Annotated in this window: 22 protein-coding genes and 1 tRNA gene; 9 read left to right on the forward strand and 14 right to left on the reverse strand. The window is 69.6% G+C overall.

Features of this window, described 5'->3' with window-relative positions:
• Positions 1-58 precede the first annotated feature (58 nt).
• On the reverse strand, positions 59-529 hold the full coding sequence (locus BMX65_RS33115) for a hypothetical protein (RefSeq protein WP_177214380.1): 471 nt from the start codon (positions 527-529) through the stop codon (positions 59-61).
• Between the two features lie 1,033 nt (positions 530-1,562).
• On the opposite strand from BMX65_RS33115, the gene BMX65_RS29705 reads away from it, so the two are divergent.
• The 6 genes from BMX65_RS29705 to BMX65_RS29720 all read left to right on the forward strand — a co-directional run bounded on the left by BMX65_RS29705 (position 1,563) and on the right by BMX65_RS29720 (position 8,582).
• Entirely contained in the window at positions 1,563-2,324 is a 762-nt protein-coding gene (locus BMX65_RS29705; RefSeq protein WP_075003459.1) for a GntR family transcriptional regulator, read from the forward strand.
• A gap of 1,114 nt (positions 2,325-3,438) precedes the next feature.
• On the forward strand, positions 3,439-5,199 hold the full coding sequence (locus BMX65_RS29710; RefSeq protein WP_239502190.1) for a pentapeptide repeat-containing protein: 1,761 nt from the start codon (positions 3,439-3,441) through the stop codon (positions 5,197-5,199).
• A 370-nt stretch (positions 5,200-5,569) separates the two neighbouring features.
• Entirely contained in the window at positions 5,570-7,345 is a 1,776-nt protein-coding gene (locus tag BMX65_RS29715; protein WP_079172148.1) for an IS481 family transposase, read from the forward strand.
• Positions 7,346-7,421: 76 nt separating this feature from the next.
• Positions 7,422-7,847, forward strand: a complete 426-nt coding sequence (locus BMX65_RS34040) for a DUF6313 family protein (protein WP_143081899.1) — start codon at positions 7,422-7,424, stop codon at positions 7,845-7,847.
• The gene (locus tag BMX65_RS34385) at positions 7,844-8,110 is read left to right on the forward strand and encodes a DUF6313 family protein (RefSeq protein ID WP_420856834.1); all 267 of its coding nucleotides are present in this window, start codon (positions 7,844-7,846) and stop codon (positions 8,108-8,110) included. Before BMX65_RS34040 ends, BMX65_RS34385 begins: the two co-directional genes overlap by 4 nt.
• Positions 8,111-8,321: 211 nt before the next feature.
• On the forward strand, positions 8,322-8,582 hold the full coding sequence (locus BMX65_RS29720) for a helix-turn-helix domain-containing protein (RefSeq protein WP_075003534.1): 261 nt from the start codon (positions 8,322-8,324) through the stop codon (positions 8,580-8,582).
• 421 nt (positions 8,583-9,003) lie between these two features.
• Here BMX65_RS29720 and BMX65_RS29725 read toward each other — a convergent pair.
• Positions 9,004-9,085, reverse strand: a tRNA-Tyr gene (locus BMX65_RS29725).
• A gap of 269 nt (positions 9,086-9,354) precedes the next feature.
• On the opposite strand from BMX65_RS29725, the gene BMX65_RS29730 reads away from it, so the two are divergent.
• Positions 9,355-9,843 carry a YajQ family cyclic di-GMP-binding protein gene (locus BMX65_RS29730; RefSeq protein WP_075003461.1) on the forward strand — a complete coding sequence of 163 codons (489 nt, stop codon included), beginning with the start codon at positions 9,355-9,357 and terminating at the stop codon, positions 9,841-9,843.
• Positions 9,844-10,029: 186 nt separating this feature from the next.
• On the opposite strand, the gene BMX65_RS29735 is transcribed toward BMX65_RS29730, so the two are convergent.
• The 12 genes from BMX65_RS29735 to BMX65_RS29790 form a co-directional block, all read right to left on the reverse strand.
• Positions 10,030-10,434 (reverse strand): YccF domain-containing protein, encoded by a 405-nt coding sequence (locus tag BMX65_RS29735; RefSeq protein ID WP_075003462.1) that lies wholly within the window; start codon positions 10,432-10,434, stop codon positions 10,030-10,032.
• Entirely contained in the window at positions 10,431-11,297 is an 867-nt protein-coding gene (htpX, locus tag BMX65_RS29740) for a zinc metalloprotease HtpX (RefSeq protein ID WP_075003463.1), read from the reverse strand. The genes BMX65_RS29735 and htpX overlap by 4 nt, the downstream gene beginning before the upstream one ends.
• A 193-nt stretch (positions 11,298-11,490) precedes the next feature.
• Positions 11,491-13,092, reverse strand: coding sequence for an NADH-quinone oxidoreductase subunit N (locus BMX65_RS29745; protein WP_398762895.1), 1,602 nt, complete (start codon positions 13,090-13,092; stop codon positions 11,491-11,493).
• A complete protein-coding gene (locus tag BMX65_RS29750) occupies positions 13,089-14,675 on the reverse strand; it encodes a complex I subunit 4 family protein (protein ID WP_075003464.1) in 1,587 nt (528 codons plus the stop codon). Before BMX65_RS29750 ends, BMX65_RS29745 begins: the two co-directional genes overlap by 4 nt.
• Position 14,676: 1 nt before the next feature.
• Positions 14,677-16,731 (reverse strand): NADH-quinone oxidoreductase subunit 5 family protein, encoded by a 2,055-nt coding sequence (locus tag BMX65_RS29755; protein WP_075003465.1) that lies wholly within the window; start codon positions 16,729-16,731, stop codon positions 14,677-14,679.
• Positions 16,728-17,168 carry an NADH-quinone oxidoreductase subunit NuoK gene (gene nuoK / locus BMX65_RS29760; RefSeq protein WP_075003466.1) on the reverse strand — a complete coding sequence of 147 codons (441 nt, stop codon included), beginning with the start codon at positions 17,166-17,168 and terminating at the stop codon, positions 16,728-16,730. The genes BMX65_RS29755 and nuoK overlap by 4 nt, the downstream gene beginning before the upstream one ends.
• Positions 17,168-17,782, reverse strand: a complete 615-nt coding sequence (locus BMX65_RS29765) for an NADH-quinone oxidoreductase subunit J family protein (protein ID WP_075003467.1) — start codon at positions 17,780-17,782, stop codon at positions 17,168-17,170. The genes nuoK and BMX65_RS29765 overlap by 1 nt, the downstream gene beginning before the upstream one ends.
• Positions 17,779-18,447, reverse strand: a complete 669-nt coding sequence (locus tag BMX65_RS34045) for a 4Fe-4S binding protein (protein WP_275435225.1) — start codon at positions 18,445-18,447, stop codon at positions 17,779-17,781. Before BMX65_RS34045 ends, BMX65_RS29765 begins: the two co-directional genes overlap by 4 nt.
• 107 nt (positions 18,448-18,554) lie before the next feature.
• Positions 18,555-19,511 carry a complex I subunit 1/NuoH family protein gene (locus BMX65_RS29775; RefSeq protein ID WP_388579209.1) on the reverse strand — a complete coding sequence of 319 codons (957 nt, stop codon included), beginning with the start codon at positions 19,509-19,511 and terminating at the stop codon, positions 18,555-18,557.
• Entirely contained in the window at positions 19,511-20,776 is a 1,266-nt protein-coding gene (locus tag BMX65_RS29780) for an NADH-quinone oxidoreductase subunit C (RefSeq protein ID WP_075003469.1), read from the reverse strand. The genes BMX65_RS29775 and BMX65_RS29780 overlap by 1 nt, the downstream gene beginning before the upstream one ends.
• Entirely contained in the window at positions 20,773-21,486 is a 714-nt protein-coding gene (locus BMX65_RS29785; RefSeq protein ID WP_075003470.1) for an NADH-quinone oxidoreductase subunit B, read from the reverse strand. The genes BMX65_RS29780 and BMX65_RS29785 overlap by 4 nt, the downstream gene beginning before the upstream one ends.
• Entirely contained in the window at positions 21,477-21,848 is a 372-nt protein-coding gene (locus BMX65_RS29790; protein WP_075003471.1) for an NADH-quinone oxidoreductase subunit A, read from the reverse strand. Before BMX65_RS29790 ends, BMX65_RS29785 begins: the two co-directional genes overlap by 10 nt.
• Positions 21,849-22,330: 482 nt before the next feature.
• On the opposite strand from BMX65_RS29790, the gene BMX65_RS29795 reads away from it, so the two are divergent.
• Positions 22,331-24,259, forward strand: a complete 1,929-nt coding sequence (locus BMX65_RS29795) for a 2-oxoacid:acceptor oxidoreductase subunit alpha (RefSeq protein ID WP_075003472.1) — start codon at positions 22,331-22,333, stop codon at positions 24,257-24,259.
• On the forward strand, positions 24,252-25,385 hold the full coding sequence (locus BMX65_RS29800; RefSeq protein ID WP_239502193.1) for a 2-oxoacid:ferredoxin oxidoreductase subunit beta: 1,134 nt from the start codon (positions 24,252-24,254) through the stop codon (positions 25,383-25,385). Before BMX65_RS29795 ends, BMX65_RS29800 begins: the two co-directional genes overlap by 8 nt.
• Positions 25,386-25,462 lie beyond the last annotated feature (77 nt).

Genomic DNA, 25,462 nt, shown 5'->3' on the forward strand with positions numbered 1-25,462 from the left:
GCACACTTTCACAACTCTCTGTGCTGTTGGGGTCGTTGGTTGCCAGAATTTCGCGGGCTCAGCCCGGCGTTGTGCAGGGGCCGTCGGCCGAGCGCTTCCTCAGCGAAACGGGGTCCGCAACGCTCTTGCTCGCCCAGTCCTTGTCGTCGCAGACACTCTCAGTGGTCTCACGGTCCGCTAGGCGGTCGCCCCTGCTATCAGCGACGCGCAGCGCGTCAGTCAAAGCGCGGTTGGAAGCTTCAAGCGCCTGGCGGAGTGCGGCAGCATCTGCCGCGCTGTCGCCCAGCACTTCCTGGCCGTCCTTGCGGACCGCGTCAGCGTCACACAATTGCTCGTCTTGGACTACGTCGGCGAGCTGCGCGAGCACTCCCGTGCCGTCGTCCGCGCTGAGAAAGCAGGGATTCCCCGATTCGGTCACCCAGGGCAGCAGGCGAAGCCCCGGGCGCGGCGGGGAGACGTTGTCTCGGTCGTAGCTCAACGCTCTCGCCCCCTGATGCGAAGTCCGGTGATCGCGGTCAGCATGGTCCATCCCATCCCTTGACTGTACGAAGAACGGCGAGTGTGGTCCTGGGGGTGATGATCAAGGTCTCGCCGCTGGTGAACGTGACCCGTTTGCAGCCGCCAGAGAGGTGGACGAGGTCCAGCACACTCAAGGCTCGACCGCCTATCTGGATCTCGTCGCCGAGGAGGACCGAAGCCGCGTCGACCTCGATGGCGACCTGCTTCTCACTTCGCGCCATGCTTGGGCCTCTCGTCGGGAGTCGGCCTCTCGGCGCTGGCACGGTGACACGGGCAGTCGCAGGGTTCGTAGAAGACGCCCGCCGCCGCCTTCGGCCGTTGCACGTGGTCGGCGTGGCGGCATTTCTGGTGTTGCCCCCGACGTGACAGACAGGGGATCGGTAGCTCATGCCTGGCCACCGCCCGGATATGCCGCGACGGAGCGAGCCCAGATGAGGAGCGCTCGACGAGGTGTGTCGTTGTGCCGCGTACATGCTTCGTGCGCCAGGAAGTACGGGCGAACGAGCGCGCTGGGCTGCTCTTCCGTGAATGTCGGTGGCCTGTAGAGCCTTGGGGAGGCATCGAGGTGCCCACTGGCCACTGGAGGCGGAACCGGCCGGTGGCGCCCGGTGGCAGGGAAGAGCCAGCGGGCTGTCGGTTCCAGTGCTCGAACGAGGTATCGGGTCATGACATGCGGCTCCCTACGCCAGAGGCCCGGTTCCCGGTGGAGTGGCAGCGGGTTCGTCCGGAGGCGCGCCGGTGAGGACGGCGGCCCACGCCACCGAGCCCTGAGCACTGACTTCCATCCCGAAGCGATCACCTCTGCCCAGCGCAGCTAAGAGTGCGTTCCACGTCTTGGCCGGCATGGCTTCGGGGGTGACCACCTCGATACGGATGGAACCGGTTTGGCGTTTGATGTGTGGGGTGAGCCCAGCCACGGTGATCGCTGAAGCGATCGAGTGGGCCACGGCCTCTGGTTGGGGCATGGTGATCCTCTGCCAGCCAGGGCTCACGTTGAGTGAAGCTAGATATCTAGATTAAAGCTGGTGAGCTAGATTTTCCACATGCCTGAGCAGCCGCCCTATCTCCACATCGCTGACCTGCTCCGGCGCCGCATCTCGGACGGCGAGTGGTCGCCGGGCGAGCGGCTGCCGTCCCGGGCGCGTCTCGCTGCTGACTACGGCGTCGGCGACGCTGTCGTTCGCCGCGCTCAAGAACTACTGATCTCTCAGGGCCTCTTGGAAGGCCGCGCAGGCTCGGGCACCTACGTCGCCGAACCCCGCGAGCGCCTGCGCATGGTCCGCTCGCTCCGGCGCACGCGACGTGATGGCTCTCCTTTCCGGGCGGACATGGCCGACCTCGGCAAGACAGGAACCTGGGAGGCTCAGAGCGAGGCCAAGGTGCCAGCACCACCCGGCATCGCGGCTCGTCTCCGGTTGACGGAGGGTGACCTCTGCGTCCGTACGGATTACGAGTTCCTGGCCGAGGGCAAGCCGGTACAGCTCTCGACCAGCTGGGAACCGCTGAGCATCACGGGTGGCACGATCATCGTCCTGCCGGAAGGCGGTCCGCACGCCGGCCGTGGTGTGGTTGAGCGCATGGACGTGATCGGTGTCCGGGTGAGCCGCGCCGTTGAGCAACCGGAGCCCGGGGAAGCGACAGCCCGGGAAGCACAGATGCTCGGCATCCCGCGCGGCTCTCTCGTCACGCGCATTGCACGGACGTACTACGCCGATGACGGACGGCCGGTGGAGACCGCCGACATCGTCGTACCGGCCGCACGCGCAGAGATCGTCTACGAGCTGGAGATAAGCCCCGGAGACTGAGGGGCGCATCGGGAAAGAGCCTGGCAGTCAAAGCCTGCCCGAGATGTGGCGCTGAGCGCCACGGCCCTTCCGGCCTTGCACAAAGTGTGGAGCCCGGCACCCCCTGCCAATTCGGGCAATGCGAGCGGAAGGACCCAGCCAGCGCCTGTCAGACACCTGCGTTGCCCGTGAGCCGCCGCTCGTCCTGGCACGACTGTGGCACGCCGACTGATCACCTCGCGAAACTACGGACGGGCCGGTCGGCTGGGGCTTGTGGCGGGGATCTTCAGCCAGTGCGGGCCATCTGCAGTCATGGGAGTTGCTGTACTTCGCTGCTGTACCGCAACGGCCTCCCTGCGGTGACCTCAGCCGGAGAAAGCCCGCCACGACGGTGGGACAGTCGAACGATCAGACGCGTATGCTCCGTGCGCCAGCCACCAGGCTCAGCTCGGACACATAGAAGAACAGATGCCGCGTCGGCGGGGGATCCCCAGGGTCGCGCCTACACCCGCTTCAGGAGTTCGATCAGCTCCGGGGTGCGACCGCGCCGCGCGCCGCCACCTCGGCTGCTCACGGATGTTCACGTACAACCTTGTTCGGCGTCGTTGATGTCAGAACTCCGGGCTTAGGCATGGCTGTACCAGTGTGGCAGATCGCCTCCGGGCGCCCAGGCCAGAGCGGGGTGGGGGTGGTCACCTGTGTGCGACTGTGAGCGTTGGTCGGCCTCGGACGGCCCAGAGGGCTCTGCTACCACGATCACGTTCGGCTACTCGTCGATGGCCGCCCTGGACTGTGGGCCCTGTGCCTTCTAAGTTCGGCGGGAAGACATCGACGTCCTAAGGCGGCGACGGCGTAAGCGATCAGGCTGCTGTCGGGCACTCCGCATCTGCGTAAACTCCGCCCCCAAGCTGGACAGATGCGGTATCTCTGTCGGATGACTGGTCAAACGCTGATCTCAGAACCACCGGACTGGCCCCATTGCGGCCATGGAGCCGACCCAGATACTGATCCGGTGGGCTGTCGTGGCATCCACGTACCTGGCTACACGCGGTGTTTGTCGCATCTAGACACTTCATCTCGAACTGCATACCTCAGCAGCCTCCGAGCAGGTGACGACATTAACCACCGAGGGACGGTGTTCACCGCTTCTCTCGCGCAAGATCTACTAACCTCCCTGCATGACCCGGGGATCGATGCTCCAAAATTCGGACAAGCCGATTTCACGGGAGCATCATTTACAGGAGAGGCTTCATTCCGCAAAGCCCACTTCATCGAGGATGCGAGTTTCGCACGGGTCGTATCGAATGGTGAAATGCTTTTCCAATCTGCAACTTTCCATGGAACCGCAGATTTCAGCGAAGCAAAGTTTAACCTGACCCGTTTCGCCGACACCACATTCTCTCAAGACGTGAATTTTCATGACGTCACAATCCAGGATGCCTGGTTCTTCGGGGCAACTTTCTCAGCGGCGGCTGATTTTGACGGGGCAATCTGCACTGAGCGCGCCAGCTTCGGGCGCGCAACATTTTCAGGATACACCTCGTTCAGCCAGGTAACATTTAGTGATGAGGTAGCCTTCCATGAAAGCAAGTTCTCAAAAATGGCAGAATTCACCGACGTAAAATTCGGAGGAGAAGCCTACTTCGACAGGGCGGTCTTTGCGAATTATGCGCATTTCAGTGGTGCAACCTTCGAAGGGCCCGCTCGTTTTGCTGGAGTGTCCTTCAATAGCGGTGCCCGATTCGACGGTGCACGATTCCATGGCACCCAGTCAATCGGTCCGCTTATCTGTCGAGATAAATTGGATCTATCCATGGCGCTGTTCAGCGGTCCCGCCACTATCGAAGCAGTTGCTATGGAGATCGCATGCAAGCGCACGGAATGGCAGGCAACCGGAACATTCCGATTTCGCCGCGCCCGACTCGATCTCACCGACGCCGTATTCACGCAACCTTTCTCGATATCTTCTTCTCCGGTACCTTTTCGCTACCAAAGGAGGTATCCGCTGGCCAGGGAACACGATTTTGTTCTCGACGAGTCTTCGACCACCTGGCGGCAAGGTACTTCAAGCATATGCTCCCTTCGAGGAGTCGACTGCTCAATGCTTTCCTTCTCAGATGTTGATCTCCGCATCTGCCGATTTGCGGGTGCGCTACATCTTGACCAGCTGCACCTTGAGGGGCGTTGGACTCTACAAGCCCCTCCGGAGGGTCGAGTCCACAAACTATTCCCGCTACGTTGGGCTCAGCGTCAAGTAATTGAAGAAGAGCGGCGATGGCGTGCGTTGCCGACTCACCCTGCATTTCTTCGCGCACGATGGGGTGGACCTCCTGGAGATATGCATGATGTGCCGGGACTAGCCACGTTGACAGCTATCTACCGCCAGCTTCGCAAGGCTCGCGAAGACGCGAAAGACGAACCCGGCGCTGCCGACTTCTACTACGGTGAGATGGAGATGCGCCGCCACGGACAGAAGTGGAACGAAGCGGAGCGCTGGCTACTCCAGCTCTACTGGCTCTTGTCTGGCTACGGCCTGCGCGCTTCGCGGGCGCTTGGCTGGCTCACCTTCGCCATGATGGCGACGATCATACTGATGATGGGCATCGGCCTGCCGCAGGATTCTCCGAAGCAGCAGGTCACCGGCACGGTGCCACCCAGCGGAGGGAAGGTCACCTTCGAGATAGACAAGGATGATCCGAAAAATGCTACGCATGACCGCTTTACTGTCAAGCGCTTCGATAAAGCGCTGACCGTCACACTCAACTCAGTTGTTTTCCGCTCCAGCGACCAAGACTTGACGACGGCTGGCGGATACATCGAGATGGCATCCCGCTTCTCGGAGCCGGTACTGCTCGGTCTTGCAGCGCTCGCGATTCGGGGGCGGGTAAAGCGGTAAGCGGTGTTGTCAGTGTCTATGGGATGGGAGCTACTCCCCGCACGCAATGCTAGGCCGGTACCCGCGAACAGCGCCCCCGTTACCTCGGAGCCTGAGCGCCCCCGCCGGAGGCATGTCTTTGTCCTGCGGGTGACTCCCTCACCTTGCCCGCAGCACGTAGCGATCCGCCGACGAGGCGGCACGAGCCCGCGCCGTGCGCGGGCCTTGAAGTCGTAGAGATAGTTGTTCCACAGGTGTGCGCCGTTGGATGTGTCTTGTCTCGGTTGATGCTTGACGTTGTGGCTTCACCTGATGCTTGACACCGCTTGCCTCGGCTTTGCTGTGCGCGTCGTACCCGCGTGCAGGGAGGGCCGGGGCCGTGCTGGTGGAGCTGAGCGTGGTCGAGCAGCGGTATCACGCGGTGATGGAGGTCGCCGCGGGGGTTCCGGTCACCCAAGTCGCCGCCCGGTATGGGGTGTCGAGGCAGTCAGTGCACTCGTGGGTGCGCAAGTACGAGCAGTGGGGTCTGCCGGGGCTGGCGGACCGGTCGCACCGGCCGGACTCGTGCCCGCACCGGATAGCGGCGGAGGTGGAGGCGGTGGTGTGTGAACTGCGGCGCCGGCATCGCGGCTGGGGCCCGCGTCGGCTGGTGCACGAGCTGGAACGCAGGGGCATCACGCCGGTGCCGTCCCGGGCGACGGTCTATCGAGTCCTGGTCCGCAACGGACTTGTTGAGCCCGGGGTGCGTAAGCGTCGCCGGTCGGATTACCGCAGGTGGGAGCGGTCGGCGTCGATGGAACTGTGGCAGATGGACATCGTCGGCGGCATCCTGCTGGCGGACGGCAGCGAGTGCAAGATGGTCACCGGGATCGATGACCACTCCCGGTTCATGGTGATCGCGAAAGTGGTGCAGCGGGCCACGGCCCGAGCGGTGTGTCTGGCCTTCGGCGAGGCACTGGTGCGGTTCGGAGTGCCCGGCGAGGTGCTGACGGACAACGGCAAGCAGTTCACCGCCCGCTTCAGTCCCGGCAAGCCCAGAGAGACGATGTTCGACCGGATCTGCCGGGAGAACGGCATCGCTCACCGGCTGACGAAGCCGCAGTCCCCGACGACCACGGGGAAGATCGAACGCTTCCACCAGACTCTGCGGCGCGAACTCCTCGACCGGCGTGATCCGTTCGTCGACCTGGCGGCTGCGCAGGCGGCGGTGGATGCCTGGCTGGAGGACTACAACCGGATGCGGCCGCACCAGGGACTGGACATGGCCGTCCCGGCCAGCCGGTTCGTTTCCCGGCCGCGGTCCGAGCAGGATGCGCTGCCGGTGGTGCTGCCCGCCCGCCTCGACCCCGTCCCCCAACCTGATGTCCCAGTGCCTCCACCCGAGCCGGTCGCGGCGGCCTGGCCGATGGCGGAGGGAGAGGTCGGTGCGATCGAGCTGGAGCGAGTGGTGCCTGCGTCGGGGAACCTGAGCCTGCGCGGTCAGCAGGTCTGGTTCGGTCCGGCACTGGCCGGCATCACGGTGACCTTGCGCATCGACGTGAACCGGCTGCACGTGTTGATCGGCGGCGGTCGGCACAAGACGCTGCCCTCGAAGCTGTCCGGCCGCGACCTCAAAGCCCTGCTGGCAGGCGGGGGCGCCCGGCCCGCCGGGCCCTGGGCGGACGATCCCGGACCAGCGCAGGACACGAAGGGGGCGGTGGAGGTGGACCGGACCGTGAACGCGGTCGGCTACGTCGGCCTGGGCGGTGACAAGGTCCTGACCGGCTGGCCGTTCGCCGGACAGCGGGTCACCCTCCGGCTCGACGGGAAAGTCCTTCAGGTCCTCAACGAGCAGCGTGTCCTGCAGGCCACCCTGCCCAGCCCTCTGCCGCCCTCTGCATGCGGGCGCCTGCAAGGTGCTCGTCCGGCCGGGCCGTCACCGCTGCTGCCTCCGCCAGCCGAGCAGATCACCGAACGGACGGTCAGCAGCGTCGGCGGCTTCATGATCGCCGGACAGCGCGTCCAGTTCGGCCGCAGCTATGCCCACCAAGTCGTCACCGCCCACCTGGACGAGACATCGATCCGGGTATTCCACAGCCGCGAGCTGATCACCACCCTCCCGCGTATCACCAGGAAGGAGGTGGTGGTCCGCACCTCCGGCGAACACAACCGCCGGAAGATCCTCTAGGGAAAGCGTCAAGCATCACCCGACGCCAACCCGTCAAACATCACCTGAGACTCGACAATTTCGATATTTTCAAGGGATGGCCTCGCCTGACTCGCCTTCACAAGAACCGCCGCCGCCGTCGCCCGACACGTTCCGAGAACGGTTGCGGGACTGGAAGAGGTCGCTTGCGAGCCTCAACAACCTGTCGTACTGGTGGGTTACTCGTGGAGCATGGTGCGCCGCCGCTTTCACCGGGCTGTATCTCCTCAGCGGAGCACTGATCGGTTGGACGTGCGCCTACGAAGTGATGATTGGGATCACTTCCCCTGCCAAGATGTCGGCCCCTCCTGCAGCCTGGGCGCTGTCGATGGTGGGCTGGCTGTTCGTGCCAGCGTTCATCGGCGCAGTATCCGGCTATCTGGTCAGTCAACAAGTGGATCGCCGACAACGGGAATCCCAGGAAGAGTTTTTCCAGCGCATCATTGATCAAGTTGGCCCGCCCCCATCTGGAGGGGCTGAGTGAGAACGTTGAGTGAGCTCCACGCTGAAGGCGGCGAGGCCAGAATTTTCGCGAATATGTTCGTGACTCCGCTGCACGGTGGGGACTGGGGCACAGCCAAAGACCACTGGACGCGCACTGTCGAGCACGTCGCTAACAACGTGAAGGAGCTGGAAGCCATGCCGGTTGCGGAAGCGGCTCGAACTGCGGAGAACCTCGCTCGCAGTCTGTGTTCCAATCTGGCGACTGTGGGCCGGTGCTGGGCTTGCGCCTACGCGCTACGGTAAAGAGATGACTGAGAAGGCAGCGGCAGAGCAGGTCATCCGCGAGATGATCGCTACAGCCTGCCCTGATGCCTCAGCTGGTGCCATCACGCGTGCGGCCGCCTCCGTGGTCAACACCGGGCTGGAGCGAGAGCCCACGCTACGGGACACTGTGAAGTTCAATGCGGCCTTGCGGGCGCAACTCCATGGTAAGTCGCCGACGTCTAGTCGGATCATGAAACGAACAGCTCAAACCGGCAGCACTACCAAGGTGAAGCGGCGTTCAGAGGTGGTTTCAGCTGCTCGCGCAAAGCTTTCTGCCGAGCTGATGCGCCGCTACAACGCGGGCGAGTCGATCCGATCGCTAGCCGACGCCACTGGTCGCTCGTATGGCTTTGTGTATCGCCTCCTCAGCCAAGAGGGCGTTCTCCGGCGACGCTCGGGAACCCTCCGACGTGCAGCAGACGACCGGAATGAGTCAGCCGAAGACAGCTAGGCAATGGGCGTGGTCGTCCCCTCGAAGCTCCAGGGCCGCCGACGCCTTCGGGCATGACGCCCCAAGACCCGCGCCAACGCATCAGTGTGACCTTCCACACGGGGAGCGAGGTACTGGGCCAGGCGAGACTCAGTTGATGTCGCAGACACACGGTATGAGGGGACGTGTCTAGCCTGGGTAACGCGAGTCTCTTCACAGACGGTGACGAGGCCGCCAACGCAAAGATCTCAGCACCTCTTCAAGGCCCCCGGGCTGACGTGCCGAAGCCCGCTAAACCCGGTCCACGACTGGTCCACACGCACCGAGAAACAGCGATTCGCAGCGAGACAGTGTGAGACAGCGGGTCCAGCTCGGCGAGGAAACATGAAACGGGCCCGTGACCTGGCCTAATGGCTGGTCAGGGGCCCGTTTCTATGTCCTGTGGCGGCGCTAGGATTCGAACCTAGGAAGGCTGAGCCGGCAGATTTACAGTCTGCTCCCTTTGGCCGCTCGGGCACACCGCCAGGGATTGCTGCCGGGCACTCCGCCTGAGGCGGTGCGCCGTGGCAACGGTGTAAACCATACCCGATGTACCGGGGTGGTTCGCCACCCGGTTGATCAGCGGCGCGGGGCCGTCGGGCGGGTCACCGGGCGGGGGCGCGGGGCGGTCCGGGTGCTCCGCCGCGACGCCCCTCGCCGCAGGGGCCGGAGCACGGTCGCGGGTGGCTAGGCTTTGCGCACGGCCCTCCGGGGCCGTTCTCTGCCGGATCTATGTACGAGGAGCCAACTCACCATGGCCGACTCCAGTTTCGACATCGTCTCGAAGGTCGAGCGGCAGGAGGTCGACAACGCGCTGAACCAGGCCGCGAAGGAGATCTCCCAGCGCTACGACTTCAAGGGTGTGGATGCCTCCCTCGCGTGGTCGGGCGAGCGGATCGAGATGCGGGCGAACTCGGAGGAGCGGGTCAAGGCCGTGCTCGACATCTTCCAGTCCAAGCTGGTCAAGCGCGGTATCTCGCTGAAGGCGCTGGACGCCGGGGAGCCGCAGGCGTCGGGCAAGGAGTACCGCATCTCCGCGTCGCTCGAGGAAGGCATCTCGCAGGACAACGCGAAGAAGGTCGCGAAGGTGATCCGGGACGAGGGCCCCAAGGGCGTCAAGGCCCAAGTGCAGGGCGACGAGCTGCGGGTGACCTCGAAGAGCCGGGACAGTCTGCAGGAGGTCATCGGCCTGCTGAAGGGCAAGGACTTCGATTTCGCCCTGCAGTACGTCAACTTCCGCTGACGTCGGCGTGCCGTTCCGGCCCGCTCGGTCCCGCCATGCGGCGGGACCGAGCGGGCCGGCGCGTGTTCCGGGACCGGCTCCTTCGGGCTCCCGGCGGAACAGCGCTGTCCCCGCCGCGGAGTCCGGGGACTCGGCGCCGCCGTGTCGAAGGGGCCGGGCCCGCCCGCGGCGCGGGCGGGACGGCGTTCACCAGCGGTATCCCGGGTAGGCCGCCGGGGCGCTGGTGGAGACGATCTCGCGGCCCAGCGGCATCAGCGAGATCGGGACCATCTTGAAGTGCGCCAGCCCGAAGGGGATGCCGATGATGGTGGCGCACAGGCCCACTCCGAGGGTGATGTGGCCGAGGGTGAGCCAGATGCCCGCGAAGACGAGCCAGACGATGTTGCCGGCGCCGGACGCGGCGCCCGCTCCGGGGCGCTGTACGACCGTTCTGCCGAACGGCCACAGGGCGTAGGCAGCGATGCGGAAGCAGGCCAGCCCCCAGGGGACCGTGATGATGAGCACGCAGCAGATGACTCCGGCCAGGACATAGCCCAGGGCCATCCACAAGCCGGAGAAGATCAGCCAGATGAGATTGAGGAGGGTCTTCACTCGGGCCAGCCTGCCATCTTCTCCAGCCGGGCGACACGTTCCGCCATCGGAGGATGGGTGGAGAAAAGTTTCGTCATGCCGCCCTCGCCGCGGCGGAACGGGTTGGCGATCATCAGGTGACTCGCCGTCTCCAGCCGCGGCTCGGGCGGCAGCGGGAGCTGGGCCGTACCGGCCTCCAGCTTGCGCAGGGCCGAGGCGAGCGCCAGGGGGTCCCCGGTGAGCTGCGCCCCGGAGGCGTCCGCCTCGTACTCGCGGGAGCGGGAGACCGCGAGTTGGATGAGGGAGGCGGCGAGCGGGCCCAGCAGCATGATCAGCAGCATTCCGACCAGGCCGGGGCCCTCGTCGTCGTCGGCGCGGCCCACCGGGATCAGCCAGGCGAAGTTGACGAGGAAGAGCACCACCGAGGCGAGGGCGCCCGCGACGGAGGAGATGAGGATGTCCCGGTTGTGGACGTGGCTCAGCTCGTGGCCCAGGACGCCGCGCAGCTCGCGCTCGTCGAGCAGCCGCAGGATGCCGTCGGTGCAGCACACCGCGGCGTTGCGCGGGTTGCGTCCGGTGGCGAAGGCGTTGGGCGCCTGGGTGGGTGAGAGGTAGAGCCGCGGCATGGGCTGGCGGGCGGCCGTGGACAGCTCCCGGACCATGCGGTAGAGCTGCGGCGCCTCGAACTCGCTGACGGGGCGGGCGCGCATGGCGCGGAGCGCGAGCTTGTCGCTGTTCCAGTACGCGTAGGCGTTGGTGCCCAGCGCCACCAGCAGTGCGACGACCAGGCCCGTGGTGCCGAAGAAGCTCCCGATGACGACGATGAGAGCGGACAGCCCTCCCAGGAGCAGGGCTGTCCTCAGCCCGTTGTGCCGGCGGTGCACGGTACGCCCTCCAGATGGTGCTGCGGAGCCCTGACCCGGGCAGACCTTCCGCCCTCAGCAACCCCGTCCAGTGGACCCTCCCTTTTGCGTCAACGGAGAGCGGGCGTTCTCAGTTCCCCCGGGTCTGCCTGCCGTCGTTCCGCCCGGGCGTTCCGTCGGCCGGGGCGTCTCGGCGCCCCCACGCCGCGCGCGGTCAGAAGAGCGCGGCGGTGGTGAACCGGAGCACGAGCTGCGGCGCGCCCGAGGTGGCGAGCGCGAGCGCGCCGGTCAGCGCGAGGGTCGCGGTGAGCGGGGCGGAGAGCCGCGGGCGGGCCGGGAGAGGCTCAGCCGTCCGCCCCTGGTCCGCGGCGGGGCGGAAGAGCAGCGCGGTCCAGGTCAGGTAGTAGACGAGCGCGACCACGACGTTGAGCGCCATGACGACGGCGAGCCAGCCCAGCCCCGCGTCCACGGCGGACTGGAAGACGGCGACCTTGGCGAACAGGCCGACGACGCCCGGCGGCAGTCCGGCCAGGCACAGCAGGAAGAACGCGAGGGCCGCGGCGGCGACCGGGCGGGTGCGGGCCAGGCCGCGGAAGTCGTCGAGGCGGCCGTCCGCACCGGAGGGCCGGACCGCGGCGACGACGGCGAAGGCGCCCAGGTTCACGACGGCGTACATCAGGGCGTAGGCCAGCGTGGTGCCGACCGCCCGGTCCGGCTCGTCCGCGTACCCGGCGGCGGCGAGGGGGACCAGCAGATAGCCCGCCTGTCCGACCGAGGACCAGGCGAGCAGCCGGACGGCTCCGTGCGCCCGGTCGGTGCGCTGTCGCAGGGCGCCCAGGTTGCCGACGCTCATGGTCAGCGCGGCGAGGACGGCGAGTGCGGGTCCCCAGGCGTCCGCGTACGACGGGAAGGCCCGCACGGCGACCAGGATCAGCCCGGAGAAGCCCGCGGCCTTGCCGATGACCGACAGGTAGGCGGCCACCGGCACCGGGGCGCCCACATAGGTGTCGGGGACCCAGAAGTGGAAGGGTGCCGCGGCGGTCTTGAAGGCGAAGCCGACCATGGTCAGCGCCACGCCGGTGGCCGCGAGGGTGCTCAGCCGGCTGTCGGTCCCGGGCAGCGCCTCGGCGACGGTGCTCAGATGCATGCTGCCGGTGGCGGCGTAGACGAAGCTGACGCCCAGCAGCATCACGGCGGTGGCGACCACGGACGAGAGGAAGAACTTCAGCGCCGCCTCGGACGAGAGCCGCTCGCCGCGCCGCAGGCCGACCAGCGCGAAGGCCGGGAGCGAGGCGACCTCCAGGGCGACGACGAGCGTCGCCAGGTCGCGCGCGGCGGGCAGCAGGGCCGCACCGGCGGCCGAGGAGAGCAGCAGGAACCAGAACTCTCCCGCGGGCAGCCGGTCCCGGCGGACGACGGTCATGGACAGCAGCGCGGTGACGAAGGCGCCGCCCAGGACGAGGAGCTGCACGGTGAGGGTGAAGGTGTCGGCGACGTAGCTGCAGGCGTGTGTGCCGGAGGTGAGGCAGAAGGTGGCGCGGTCCTCGCCGACGAGCGGGACGAGGGTCAGCCCGGCGAGGGCGAGCGCGGCGGCGGAGCACACACCGAGCAGCCCCTTGTGCCGTTCGGCCAGGAAGAGCTCGGCCACGAGCACGAACAGCGCGGCCACCGCGACGACGGCGGGCGGCGCGACGGCGGCCCAGTCGATGCTCTGCACGAGGTCGGCCCCCTGGGCGAGGTCGGCGCGCGGCGCCGACCGGGTGAGGCCGTGCGCGGCCTGCTCGGCGGTGAGCACTGGCATCGGGAGCGCGGTCATCGGGCCACTCCTGGCAGGAGGTTCTGGACGGCCGGCTCCATCAGGCCCAGGAGGGCTCCGGGCCACAGTCCGGCGACGAGGGTCAGGACGACCAGCGGGGTCCAGGCGGCGAACTCGTGGGCGCGGACGTCCGGCACCGTGGCGAGCGCTGCGGGCCGGACCTCGGCCGGGTCGCCCATGCAGACCCGGCGGACGACCTGGAGCAGGTACGCGGCGGTCAGCAGGGTGCCCAGGGCGCCGAGGGCGAGGAAGACCAGGAAGGCGGGCCGGCTCAGTCCGGGCGCCGGATGGTAGGCGCCCAGCAGGGCCAGCAGCTCTCCCCAGAATCCGGCCAGTCCGGGCAGTCCCAGGGAGGCCACCGCGCCGAAGGCGAGCAGTCCGCCGAGCCGTGGCGCCCGGCCGTAGAGGGCGCCACCGGTGGTTCCGGCCAGGGCGTCGAGGTCGCCGGTGCCGGTGCGGTCCTTGACCGCGCCGACGAGGAAGAACAGCAGCCCGGTGATCAGGCCGTGGGCGAGGTTCGCGTACAGCGCGCCGTTGACGCCGGTGCGGGTGAGCGTGGCGATGCCCAGCAGGACGAAGCCCATGTGGCCCACCGAGGAGTAGGCGATCAGCCGCTTGAGGTCGCCCTTGGCGCCCCGGCGTGCGAGGGCGAGGCAGGCGAGCGAGCCGTAGAGGATGCCCGCGACGGCGAACGCGGCCAGGTAGGGCGCGAAGGTGTGCGCGCCGTCGGGGACGCCGGGCAGCAGGATCCGCACGAACCCGTAGGTGCCCATCTTCAGCAACACGCCGGCCAGCAGTACGGAGCCCACCGTGGGTGCCGCGGTGTGGGCGTCCGGGAGCCAGCTGTGCAGCGGCCACATGGGCGCCTTGACGGCCAGTCCGATGCCGATGGCCAGGGCCGCGATCACCTGGGTGGTGTGGCCGAGGCCGGAGCCGTGCGCCTGGGCGAGCCGCACCATGTCGAACGTTCCGGCGTTCAGTCCGAGCACCAGCAGCCCGAGCAGCAGCACGACGGAGCCGAGCAGCGTGTAGAGCACGAACTTCCACGCAGCCGGGCCCCGGCCGGCGCCGCCCCACCGGGCGATGAGGAAGTACATCGGGACGAGCACCGTCTCGAAGGCCAGGAAGAACAGCACCAGGTCGAGCACCGCGAAGGTGGCGAGGGTGCCGCACTCCAGCAGGAGGAGCAGCGCGACCAGGCCCTTGGGGCCGGGGCCCGGCGGCGGCTTCGCATAGCTGTAGAGCGCGCACAGGAAGGACAGCAGCGCGGTGAGGACGAGCAGCGGCAGCGAGACGCCGTCGGTCCCCAGGTGCAGCCGGACACCCAGTGCGGGGATCCAGTCGACGTTCGTCTCGGCCTGCATGGTGCCGGGGCGGTCGTGGTCGAAGCCGAGGGCCAGCAGGACCGCGAGGGCGAGCACGGCGCCGGTGACGGTCACTCCGTGCCGCAGCACGGCCTGCTCGGGGCTGCGGCCGCGCAGGCCGGGCGGTGCGGGCAGCAGCGCGGCGGCCGCTCCGAGCAGCGGCAGGGCGACGACGGCGATCAGGAGCGCCTGCAGGACAGTGTCGTCGAGCGGGATCACGTCACGCCCCTCCGTTTCCGGTCATGGCCACCACGGCGATGACGGCGAGCGCCAGGGAGCCCGTCAGCAGCGCGCCGAGGTAGGTCTGCACGTTGCCCGTCTGGGCGCGCCGCACTGCGGCGCCCAGCAGGCGCGGGGCGCGGCCGGCGGCTGCCACGTAGGTGTCGACGACCGCGCTGTCCAGGAAGCGCACCAGTCCGGCCGCGCCCTGGACGGGGCGTACGACCACGGCGCGGTAGAGCGCGTCCAGATGGAATCCGGCTGCCGCGTGCCGGTGCAGCGGCCCGAGCAGCAGCACACCGGGGTCGGCGTCGTGTTCGGGGTGGAGGGCGGCGAGGGCGCTGCTGTGCCGCCAGGTGGCGTAGGTGAGCAGGCCGCCGACCAGGGCGACGCCGGTGGCGAGCACGGAGGTGGCCGGCGTGGGGGTGAGGGACGCGCCGTCGAACCAGTGGGGCAGTACCGGGAAGGCGATGCCCAGGGCGAGGGAGGGCAGTGCGAGCGTCCACAGGACGAGGTTCATGACGGCCGGGGCGGGGCGGTGCTCGTCGTGGCCGGCGTGCCGGTGCACGGGGCCCGGGGTGGCGAGTTCCGTCTCGGGCGCCTGCTGCGGCACCTGTTCGGGGACGTGTTCGGCGGCCTTCTCGCCGGTGACGGCGAGCGGCGCGACGGCGGGGCCGCCCCGGAAGGCGAGCAGCCACAGCCGGGCCGCGTAGGCGGCGGTCAGCAGCGCGGTGACCAGCCCGGCGACCAGCACGATCCAGCCGGCGCCCGCGGGCACCGCGTGCGCCCCGGCGAACGGGGGATGCGCGTCGCCGAAGGCGGCGTGCTCGGCCGCGGCCAGCACGGCCTCCTTGGAGAAGAACCCGGAGAACGGCGGGATCGCGGCGAGGGCCAGCAGGGCGATGGTCATCGTCCAGTAGGCGTCGGGGACGCGCCGGGCGATCCCGCCGGTGCGGGCCATCACCGTCAGCGAGTTGGTGCCGGCCGCGTGGATGACGACCCCGGCCGCCAGGAACAGCAGCGCCTTGAACGCGCCGTGCACCAGCAGGTGGAAGACGGCCGCGCCGCGGTCGGCGACGGCCAGCGCGGCGGCCATGTAGGCGAGCTGGCTGATGGTCGAGTAGGCGAGGACGCGCTTGATGTCGTCCTGCGCGAGCGCGGCGAGGGCCGAGCCGGTCATGGTGAGCGCCGCCAGCACCGCGAGGACGACGAGTGCGGCGGCGGAGGCGGTGAAGACGGGCAGCAGCCGGGCCACGAAGTAGACGCCGGCCGCGACCATGGTGGCGGCGTGGATCAGCGCGGAGACCGGGGTGGGGCCGGCCATCGCGTCCGGCAGCCAGGAGTGCAGCGGCAGCAGCGCCGACTTCCCCGCGACCCCGGCGAGCAGCAGCAGCGCGATCACCGTGGGGTGGGTCAGCTCGTGCCCGGAGAGGCTGGAGGTCAGGCGGGTGACGACGGTGCTGATGCGGAAGCTGCCGGCCTCCGAGGCCAGCGCCAGGATGCCGATCAGGAAGGGCACGTCGCCCAGCTTGGTGACCAGGAACGCCTTGAGGGAGGCGGCACGCGCCGCCGGGGTCTCCCAGTAGTGGCCGACCAGGAAGTAGGAGCAGATGCCCATGACCTCCCAGCCGACGAGCAGCACGATCAGGTCGTCGCTGTAGACCACGAGGAACATCGCGGCCGTGAAGAGCGAGACCAGCGCGGCGTACGAGGCGTAGCGCGGGTCGTCGCGCAGATAGCCGGTGGAGTAGACCTGCACGCAGGTGGCGACGACTCCGACGAGGACGGCGACCAGGACCGCGAAGCCGTCGAGGTTGAGGGCGAGCTGAAGGGGGAGCGCGTCGTTGCCCGTGGGTGCGAGTTCGGTGGCCGCACGCAGCGCCGGACCGCCCCCCTGGCGGGCCGCCACGACGACGGCGAGGACCGCCGCCGCGAGGGTGGGCAGGACCGCGAGCGGGCGGACGAAGCCGGGTGCGCGGCGGCCGAGGAGCAGCCCGGTGAGCGCACCGAGCGCGGGGAGGACGGGGACCAGCGCTGCGAGTGTCGTGGTGCTCACGCGTGCCGCCTCCCTGCGGCGGGGCCCTGGACCTGCTGGTCGGAGCCGCTCTCGGCGTCGTTGTCGGTGGCGGATGCCGGACTCTTCTCCGCGCGTGAACCGCCGCCGGAGTCGCCCCCTGACGGGCTGTCGCTCTCGCGGAGGTCCCGGAGTCTGTCGATGTCGGAGCTGCCGCGGTTGCGGTGGACGAGCAGGACGATCGCCAGACCGATGCCGATCTCGGCCGCGGCGATCGCGATGGTGAAGAGGGTGAGCGCCTGACCCGCGTGCAGGGTGTCACGGAGCCAGACGTCGAAGGCGACGAGGTTGATGTTGACGGCGTTGAGCATCAGCTCGACGGCCATCAGGACGAGGATGGCGTTCCGGCGTGCGAGGACGCCGTAGAGGCCGACGCAGAAGAGCAGGACGGCGAGTACGGCGGGGTAGGCGAGGTGCATCAGCGCTCACCGGCCCTGGTGCGCGCGGGAGGGAGGTCGCGGTCGCCGTCGCGGCGGGAGAGGACGATGGCGCCGACGAGCGCGGCGAGCAGGAGCACCGAGAGCGCCTCGAAGGGCAGCACCCAGTGCCGGAAGAGGGCCGTACCGGTGACCTCGGAGGAGCCGCTGCCGGGTCCTGCGGGGTCCGCCAGGTCGATCCAGGTGGCGCGGAAGGCGTCGACGACGACGGTCACCAGGGTGGCCGCCGCCGCGACGGAGACGGCGAGCGCCGCCCAGCGGTTGCCGGAGTCCGCGTCGGGTGAGCGCCCGATGGGGGCCCTGGTCAGCATGAGCCCGAAGAGGATGAGGACGACGACGGAGCCGACGTAGATCAGCACCTGCACCCAGGCGATGAACTCGGCGGTCAGCAGAAGGTATTCGACGGCGACCCCGCCGAGCGCGACCACCAGCCACAGCGCGGCGTGCACGAGCTGCTTGGTGGTCACGGTGGCCAGGGCGGCGCCGAGGGTGACGAGTCCGACGAGCACGAAGACGATCTCCACCCCGGAGGGGGACAGAAAGCCGTGGTGGTCGGCGGCCGCGTGGGTGGCGGCGCTGTGCGCGAGAGCGTTCATTCGGCACCGCCCCGCGTGTCCTGGTCCGGCGCCCGCGGCGCCTCGTCCCGGTCGGGACGGCGCGGCGCGTTGCGGTCGCCGGGGCTCCGCGCGCCCTGGTCCGTCGCCTCCGGGTCCGGGTTCCGCTGCGGCTGCCCGGCGGGTGCGGCGGTCTCCTCGGCGGGGTGCTCGCGGTGCGCGGCGAGCATGTCGGCCTCCGCCACCTGGGCGGCCTTGTCGGCGGCCTTGCGGGCGGCGGCCACCTCCTTGGCCTCCTCCGCGCCCTCGTCCAGCGGCGGCGGCTCGGGCACGGTCCACATCCACTCACGGAGGGTGTCCCGTTCGTGGGTCAGCTCGCGGATGTCGGTCTCCGCGTACTCGAACTCCGGCGACCAGAACAGCGCGTCGAAGGGGCACACCTCGATGCAGATACCGCAGTACATGCACAGGGCGAAGTCGATGGCGAACCGGTCGAGGACGTTGCGGCTGCGCTCGCGCCCGCCCGGCGCGGCGGGGGGCACCGTCTCCTTGTGCGAGTCGATGTAGATGCACCAGTCCGGGCATTCGCGGGCGCAGAGCATGCAGACGGTGCAGTTCTCCTCGAACAGGCCGATGACCCCGCGGCTGCGGGGCGGCAGCTCGGGCTGCGTGTCCGGGTAGTGCTCGGTGACCGAGCGCCGGGTCATGGTCCGGAGCGTGACGGCCAGGCCCTTGGCCAGCCCGGAGCCGAACACTCCGCGCCGCGCGCCGGGCCGCTCGGCGGGCGTGCCCGCGGAAGAGGCGTGGGACACGGCTACATCACCACCTTGACGACACCCGTGAGGGCGATCTGGAAGAGGGCGAGCGGGACGAGGGCCGTCCAGGCCAGCCGCTGGATCTGGTCCTCGCGCAGCCGGGGGTAGCTGACCCGCAGCCAGATCACCCCGAAGGCGAGGACGCCGGTCTTGAGCAGCATCCACAGCCAGCCCAGGCCGTCCGCGAAGGGACCGTGCCAGCCGCCGAGGAAGAGCACGGCGGTCAGCGCGGAGAGGACGACGATGCCCGCGTACTCGGCGAGCAGGAAGAGCGCGAACCGCAGCCCGGTGTACTCGGTGTACGCACCGAAGATGATCTCCGAGTCGGCGACCGGCGCGTCGAACGGCGGGCGCTGGAGCTCGGCGAGGCCCGCGGTGAAGAAGACCACCGCCCCCACCGCCTGCCACGGCAGCCACCACCACTCCCACACCCCGAGGATTCCGGGCAGCGAGAGGGTGCCGGCCGCCATGGTGACGGACGCGGCGGCCAGCAGCATCGGCAGCTCGTAGGCCAGCAGTTGGGCCGCGGTCCGCAACCCGCCCAGCAGGGAGAACTTGTTGGCCGACGCCCAGCCGCCCATCAGCGAGCCGAGGATGCCGACGCCCATCACGGCCAGTACGAAGAAGATCCCGGCGTCCAGCACCTGTACGACGCCGCCGCCCGGTGCCACCGGGATCGCGACCAGGACGAGCAGATACGGGATCAGGGCGAGGGCGGGAGCGAGCTGGAAGACCCGCCGGTCGGCGCCCTCGGGGACGATGTCCTCCTTCTGCGCGAACTTCACCCCGTCGGCGACCAACTGGGCCCAGCCGTGGAAGCCGCCCGCGTGCATCGGGCCGACCCGCCCCTGCATATGGGCCATGACCTTGTGTTCGGTCTGCCCGACCAGCAGCGGCAGCACGAGGAAGGAGAGCAGCACGGCCAGCAGCCGCACCGCGACGTCGACGGCGTCCATCAGGCTCCGTCCCCCTCTTGGCGGTCCCGCTCGGGATCCCGCTCCCGGCCGTCCCGGTCGGAGCCCTGCGCCGGGTCCTGGGCGGTGTCCGGCGCCGAGGCATCGGCGTCCGAGCGCCCGTCCCCGCCCCGGTCATGGCCGCCCGGATCACGGCCGTCCTGGTCACGACTGTCCTGGTCACGACTGTCCGCGGACTGGTCACGACCGTCCGCGCCTCGGGCACGGCCGTCCGCGGACGGGGCGCCGCCGTCGCCGGTACGGGCGGCAGCGTCCGGGGCGTCGGAGGGCGCCGCCTCCTCGCCGCCGGACGGGGCGGGCTGGTGCCAGGGAGCGTCGGTGGAGCGCGGTGGGGCGGGAGTGCTCTCGGTGCGGTCGGCAGCTCCGGGACGCTCCGCCGGGTGCTCCCGCTTCGCCGCGGACTGCTCCGCCGCGGACTGGTCCGGCTGCTCCGGTGCGGGCTTCCCCGGTTCCTCCGGCGCGGACTTTCCCGGTCCCGCCGCGCGCTGCGACGCCGAGCCGGCACTCGCGCTGCGGGTGCGCCGCGGGCCGCGTGAGGGAGCCGGGGCCGCCTCCGCGTCCGGCTGGGAGGCCGAGCCGGCGCGTGCGCTGCGGGTACGGCGCGGGGTGTCGCCCGCGGTGCGGCGGGTGCGTTCGCGGGCGGGAGCCGGCGGGAGCTGGCCCTTGAGAGGGCCCCACTCGTTGGGGTCCGGGACGCCCGGCGGGAGCATCTGGCGGCGCTTGGGTCCGCCGTGCCCGGACTCGCCGGGCTCCTTCGCGCCGGGCCACGCCTTGGCGACGCGGGCCGCGAGGACGAAGTCCTTGCGCAGCGGGTGCCCCTCGAAGGAGTCGGGCAGCAGCAGCGGGACGAGGTGCGGATGGCCGGGGAAGTCGATGCCGAACATCTCGTGGGTCTCCCGCTCGTGCCACGCGGCACCGGCGTAGACCCCGGTGGCGGTGGGCAGCGCCGGCGCCTGGTGGGGCAGCGTCGTACGCAGGACCAGGCGGCGCACGCCCCGGCCCGCCGCCGGCAGCGCCGCCAGATGCGCGCACACCCGGATGCCGGTGCCGGGCTCGTCGACGGCGCTGAGCCAGTCGAAGTAGGTGCAGCCGAGTTCGTCGCGGGCCGCGGTCAGCGCGGGGATCCAGGCGTCGGCCGGTACGTCGGCGGTGAGCAGCCCGTAGGCGTCCTCGGCCGTCGCGCCCGCGCCGAAGAGCTCCTCGGCCGAGCGCGGCAGCCAGCCGGGGTGCTGGGGCGGCTCGGTCACCGTCCGTCCCCTTCCGTGTCGCCGTCCGGTTCCGACTGCGGCGCGGCGGACGCAGACGGCGCAGACCGATCCGCTGAACCGTCCGGCTCCGGCGACGCCGCGGGCGGGGCGACCAGGCCGCTGGTGAGGGCGCCTGCGGAGGGCGCGGGCGCGTCGCGTCCCGCGTAGCGGTCGGCGGTGGACTCGGCGGCGATCTTCTCCTGGAGCTTGAGCACGCCCTGGAGCAGCGCCTCGGGCCGCGGCGGGCAGCCGGGCACGTAGACGTCGACGGGGATGATCTGGTCGACGCCCTTGGTGACCGCGTAGGAGTCCCAGTAGGGGCCGCCGCAGTTGGAGCAGGCGCCGAAGGAGATGACGTACTTGGGCTCGGGCATCTGCTCGTAGAGACGTTTGACGGCGGGTGCCATCTTGTCGGTGACCGTGCCGGAGACGACCATCAGGTCGGCCTGCCGGGGGCCGGGAGCGAAGGGGATGACACCGAGCCGGATGAAGTCGTGCCGTGCCATGGAGGCGGCGATGAACTCGATGGCGCAACAGGCCAGCCCGAAGTTGAAGACCCAGAGGCTGTAGCGGCGGCCCCAGTTGAGGACCACCTTCATCGGTTCGGGTGCCAGCCGGGAGAGCAGCCCGAGCTGGGACCGCCCCTCGGCGCGCGGCACCGCGGCGGGAGCCGGTGCCGCGGCGGAGGTCGGGGTGTTCGTTACGTCCATTCCAGGACGCCCTTCTTGTACGCGTAGAGCAGGCCGACGGCCAGGAAGCCGAGGAAGACGAACATCTCCGCGAGCGTGGTGGCGCCGTAGCCGGGCGCGGCGAACACCGTCGACCAGGGGAACAGGAAGACCGAGTCGACGGCGAAGACGACGTAGAGGAAGGCGTAGACGTAGTAGCGGACCTGGGTGTGCGCCCAGCCCTCGCCGACGGGGTCGACACCGCACTCGTAGGTCAGCATCTTCTCGGGGGTCGGGACCACGGGCCGCAGCAGCCGACCGGCGGCGAAGGCCGCGCAGACGAAGAGCACACCGACGACGGCTACCAGCCCGACGACCGTGTAGCCGTGGAAGTAGTCCGGCACGCCTGCCCCGTCCTGAGTGTCGGTGTGTACGTTCGAGGATCTGTACGCACGGAGTGTAGGCCCTCCGGGGGTCGCCGAGGACGGCCGCGTCACACTCGCGGGCCTCTCCCGCGGGGCCGCGGCCGACGCCGCCCGACCCCGCAGGCCCAGATCCGGAACCGCCGCCTCCGGTGTTGCTCCGGCGCCGCCTCCGGCATCCGCGTCCGGCGGCGTCCCCGGCCCGGCCCCCGGCGCCGCGCCGCAGGCGTTCGGTCTTTCCGATGGTGATCCGCGTCACCCCGGGGCGGGGTCCGGCCCGCCGCCCGTTCGAGGAGCCCTCCAGCAAGGAGGCGGAGTCTGGCGGCACGGCGTACTCCGTGGCGGCAGCAGCGCACGCCAGATGTCTCAAAAATCTGTCCACGATGGGAACAGCCACGGGAAGGCAACCCTTAGCAACGTACGATGGCAGGCGAGCCGCCGCCTTGAGGGAGGTCCGATCCACCGTGACCAGTCAGGTCAGCAGCCCAGCCGGGCCACAGTCCGGCCCCGAGGGGGGCCAGGACAGCGGACGGGACAAAGAGGTCCGGCGCCTGGACCGGGTGATCATCCGGTTCGCGGGAGACTCCGGCGACGGTATGCAGCTCACCGGAGACCGCTTCACATCCGAGACGGCCTCGTTCGGCAACGACCTGTCGACGCTGCCGAACTTCCCGGCCGAGATCCGCGCCCCCGCGGGCACCCTGCCGGGCGTCTCCAGCTTCCAGTTGCACTTCGCCGACCACGACATCCTGACGCCGGGCGACGCCCCGGACGTGCTGGTGGCGATGAACCCGGCGGCGCTGAAGGCGAACATCGCCGATGTGCCCCGCGGCGCCGAGATCATCGTGAACACGGACGAGTTCACCAAGCGCGCGATGGCCAAGGTCGGCTACGACGCCAGCCCGCTGGAGGACGGCTCGCTGGACGGCTACAGCGTCCACCCCGTACCGCTGACGACGCTGACGGTCGAGGCGCTCAAGGACTACGAGCTGGGCCGCAAGGAGGCCGGGCGGTCCAAGAACATGTTCGCGCTGGGCCTGCTGTCGTGGATGTACAACCGGCCGACCGAGCAGACCGAGGCGTTCCTGCGGACGAAGTTCGCCAAGAAGCCGACGGTCGCCGAGGCGAACATCGCGGCGTTCCGGTCCGGGTGGAACTTCGGCGAGACGACCGAGGACTTCGCCGTCTCCTACGAGGTCGCTCCCGCCTCCGGCGCCTTCCCCGCCGGGACATACCGGAACATCTCCGGCAATCTGGCGCTGTCCTACGGACTGATCGCCGCGTCCCAGCAGGCGGACCTGCCGCTCTTCCTCGGCTCGTACCCGATCACCCCGGCCTCCGACGTGCTGCACGATCTGAGCAAGCACAAGAACTTCGGCGTGCGCTCCTTCCAGGCCGAGGACGAGATCGCCGGGATCGGCGCCGCGCTCGGCGCCGCCTTCGGCGGATCGCTGGCCGTCACCACCACCTCGGGGCCCGGCGTGGCGCTGAAGTCGGAGACCATCGGCCTGGCCGTCTCGCTGGAGCTGCCGCTGCTGGTCGTCGACATCCAGCGCGGCGGCCCCTCCACCGGCCTGCCGACCAAGACCGAGCAGGCCGACCTGCTGCAGGCCATGTACGGGCGCAACGGCGAGGCGCCGGTGCCGATCGTGGCCCCGGCCACCCCGGCCGACTGCTTCACCGCGGCCCTGGACGCGGCGCGGATCGCGCTCACCTACCGGACTCCGGTGTTCCTCCTCTCGGACGGCTACCTGGCCAACGGCTCCGAGCCGTGGCGGATCCCCGAGGTGGACGAGCTGCCCGACCTGCGCACCCTGTTCGCCACCGGGCCCAACCACGAGCTCGACGACGGCACCGAGGTCTTCTGGCCCTACAAGCGCGACCCGCACACCCTCGCCCGCCCGTGGGCGGTCCCCGGCACGCCGGGACTGGAGCACCGCATCGGCGGCATCGAGAAGCAGGACGGCACCGGGAACATCTCCTACGACCCGGCCAACCACGACTTCATGGTCCGCACCCGGCAGGCCAAGGTGGACGGCGTCGAGGTGCCGGACCTGGAGGTCAGCGACCCGGGCGGGAACGCCTCGCTGCTGGTGCTGGGCTGGGGCTCGACCTACGGCCCGATCACGGCCGCCGTACGCCGCGTCCGCAACGCCGGTGACGAGATCGCACAGGCCCATCTGCGCCACCTCAACCCGTTCCCGGAGAACCTCGGCGAGGTGCTGCGGCGCTACGAGAAGGTCGTCGTACCGGAGATGAACCTGGGCCAGCTCGCCACCCTGCTCCGCGCCCGCTACCTGGTCGACGCGCAGTCGTACACGCAGGTCCGCGGCCTGCCGTTCAAGGCCGAGCAGCTCGCGACCGCACTCAAGGAGGCCATCGCACATGGCTGAGACGTCCCCCGGTCCCGCTCCGGAGACCGCCCGGACCCAGCAGAACGGCGCCCCCGCGGCCGTGTCCGAGGCACTGTCGCTGGTACCGCGGGCGGTCGGCAAGCAGTCGATGAAGGACTTCAAGTCCGACCAGGAGGTCCGCTGGTGCCCCGGCTGCGGCGACTACGCGGTGCTCGCGGCCGTCCAGGGGTTCATGCCGGAGCTGGGCGTGGCGAAGGAGAACATCGTCTTCGTCTCGGGCATCGGCTGCTCCTCCCGCTTCCCGTACTACATGAACACCTACGGGATGCACTCCATCCACGGCCGCGCCCCGGCCATCGCCACCGGGCTGGCGGCCTCGCGGCGCGACCTGAGCGTCTGGGTGGTGACCGGTGACGGGGACGCGCTCTCCATCGGCGGCAACCACCTGATCCACGCGCTGCGGCGCAACGTGAACCTGAAGATCCTGCTGTTCAACAACCGGATCTACGGACTGACGAAGGGGCAGTACAGCCCGACGTCGGAGGCCGGGAAGATCACCAAGTCCACGCCCATGGGGTCGCTGGACGCTCCGTTCAACCCGGTCTCGCTGGCGCTGGGCGCCGAGGCGTCCTTCGTGGCCCGTACGGTCGACTCGGACCGCAAGCACCTCACCGGTGTGCTGCGAGCCGCCGCCGACCACCCGGGGTCGGCACTGGTGGAGATCTACCAGAACTGCAACATCTTCAACGACGGCGCCTTCGAGGTCCTGAAGGACCAGGAACAGGCGAGGGAGGCCGTGATCCGGCTGGAACACGGCGAGCCGATCCGCTTCGGCGCCCCCGCCGAGGACGGCCTCGGCTCCCAGGGCGTGGTCCGCGACCGGACGACCGGCGATCTGCGGATCGTGGACGTCCGCGACGAGGGCACCGCGGAGGTGCTGGTGCACGACGCCCACGCCGCCTCGCCGACCTCGGCGTTCGCGCTCTCCCGGCTCGCCGACCCGGACACGCTGCACCACACCCCCATCGGGGTGCTGCGCGACGTGCGGCGCCCGGTGTACGACACGGAGATGGCCGACCAGCTCGAACGCGCCGTCGAACAGGACGGCAAGGGCGACCTGTCCGCGCTGCTGCACGGCAACGACACCTGGACGGTCGTGGGCTGACCCCCGAGCGCCCCGGCGGCCCGGCACCCTCCCTGGGTGCCGGGCCGCTGTGCGTCTTTCGCTGCGTGGCGTTCGCT

This window comes from Streptomyces qinglanensis (assembly GCF_900111245.1).
Lineage (GTDB): Bacteria > Actinomycetota > Actinomycetes > Streptomycetales > Streptomycetaceae > Streptomyces > Streptomyces qinglanensis.

Excerpts from the sequence above, each read along its gene's own strand:
- BMX65_RS29785 (WP_075003470.1), bottom strand. The coding sequence starts at position 21,486 with ATGGACGTAACGAACACCCCGACCTCCGCCGCGGCACCGGCTCCCGCC.
- BMX65_RS29745 (WP_398762895.1), bottom strand. The coding sequence starts at position 13,092 with ATGACCGCGCTCCCGATGCCAGTGCTCACCGCCGAGCAGGCCGCGCAC.
- BMX65_RS29720 (WP_075003534.1), top strand. The coding sequence starts at position 8,322 with ATGAAACGAACAGCTCAAACCGGCAGCACTACCAAGGTGAAGCGGCGT.
- BMX65_RS29705 (WP_075003459.1), top strand. The coding sequence starts at position 1,563 with ATGCCTGAGCAGCCGCCCTATCTCCACATCGCTGACCTGCTCCGGCGC.
- BMX65_RS34045 (WP_275435225.1), bottom strand. The coding sequence starts at position 18,447 with ATGACCCGGCGCTCGGTCACCGAGCACTACCCGGACACGCAGCCCGAG.
- BMX65_RS29775 (WP_388579209.1), bottom strand. The coding sequence starts at position 19,511 with ATGGACGCCGTCGACGTCGCGGTGCGGCTGCTGGCCGTGCTGCTCTCC.
- nuoK (WP_075003466.1), bottom strand. The coding sequence starts at position 17,168 with ATGCACCTCGCCTACCCCGCCGTACTCGCCGTCCTGCTCTTCTGCGTC.
- BMX65_RS29800 (WP_239502193.1), top strand. The coding sequence starts at position 24,252 with ATGGCTGAGACGTCCCCCGGTCCCGCTCCGGAGACCGCCCGGACCCAG.
- BMX65_RS29765 (WP_075003467.1), bottom strand. The coding sequence starts at position 17,782 with ATGAACGCTCTCGCGCACAGCGCCGCCACCCACGCGGCCGCCGACCAC.
- BMX65_RS33115 (WP_177214380.1), bottom strand. The coding sequence starts at position 529 with ATGGACCATGCTGACCGCGATCACCGGACTTCGCATCAGGGGGCGAGA.
- BMX65_RS34040 (WP_143081899.1), top strand. The coding sequence starts at position 7,422 with ATGGCCTCGCCTGACTCGCCTTCACAAGAACCGCCGCCGCCGTCGCCC.
- BMX65_RS29730 (WP_075003461.1), top strand. The coding sequence starts at position 9,355 with ATGGCCGACTCCAGTTTCGACATCGTCTCGAAGGTCGAGCGGCAGGAG.